Genomic DNA, 262 nt, shown 5'->3' with positions numbered 1-262 from the left:
GGAGATGATCGATTTCCGGCCGCCCGGCAACGTTTACACGCACATCATCGGCGTCGACATCGTGCGCACCGCCGAGAACCAGTTCTACGTGCTGGAGGACAACGCGCGCACGCCGTCGGGCGTGTCGTACATGCTGGAAAACCGCGAGACGATGATGCAGCTCTTTCCCGAGCTGTTCCAGCAGGTCAAGGTGCGCCCGGTCGAGACCTATCCGCAGATGCTGCGCCAGTCGCTCGCGGCCGTGTGCCCGCCGGGCGGCAAT

1 protein-coding gene is annotated in these 262 nt (G+C 64.5%); it reads left to right on the top strand.

From position 1 onward, the window contains the following. Positions 1–262 (top strand): circularly permuted type 2 ATP-grasp protein (locus U4Z64_RS37495; RefSeq protein ID WP_321822704.1); only part of this gene is annotated, 262 nt, incomplete at both ends.

Origin of the sequence: Burkholderia sp. BCC1996 (assembly GCF_905339955.1) — a bacterium.
In the GTDB taxonomy this organism is placed as follows: Bacteria; Pseudomonadota; Gammaproteobacteria; order Burkholderiales; family Burkholderiaceae; genus Burkholderia.
This window is presented reverse-complemented; position numbering and strand designations above follow the sequence as displayed.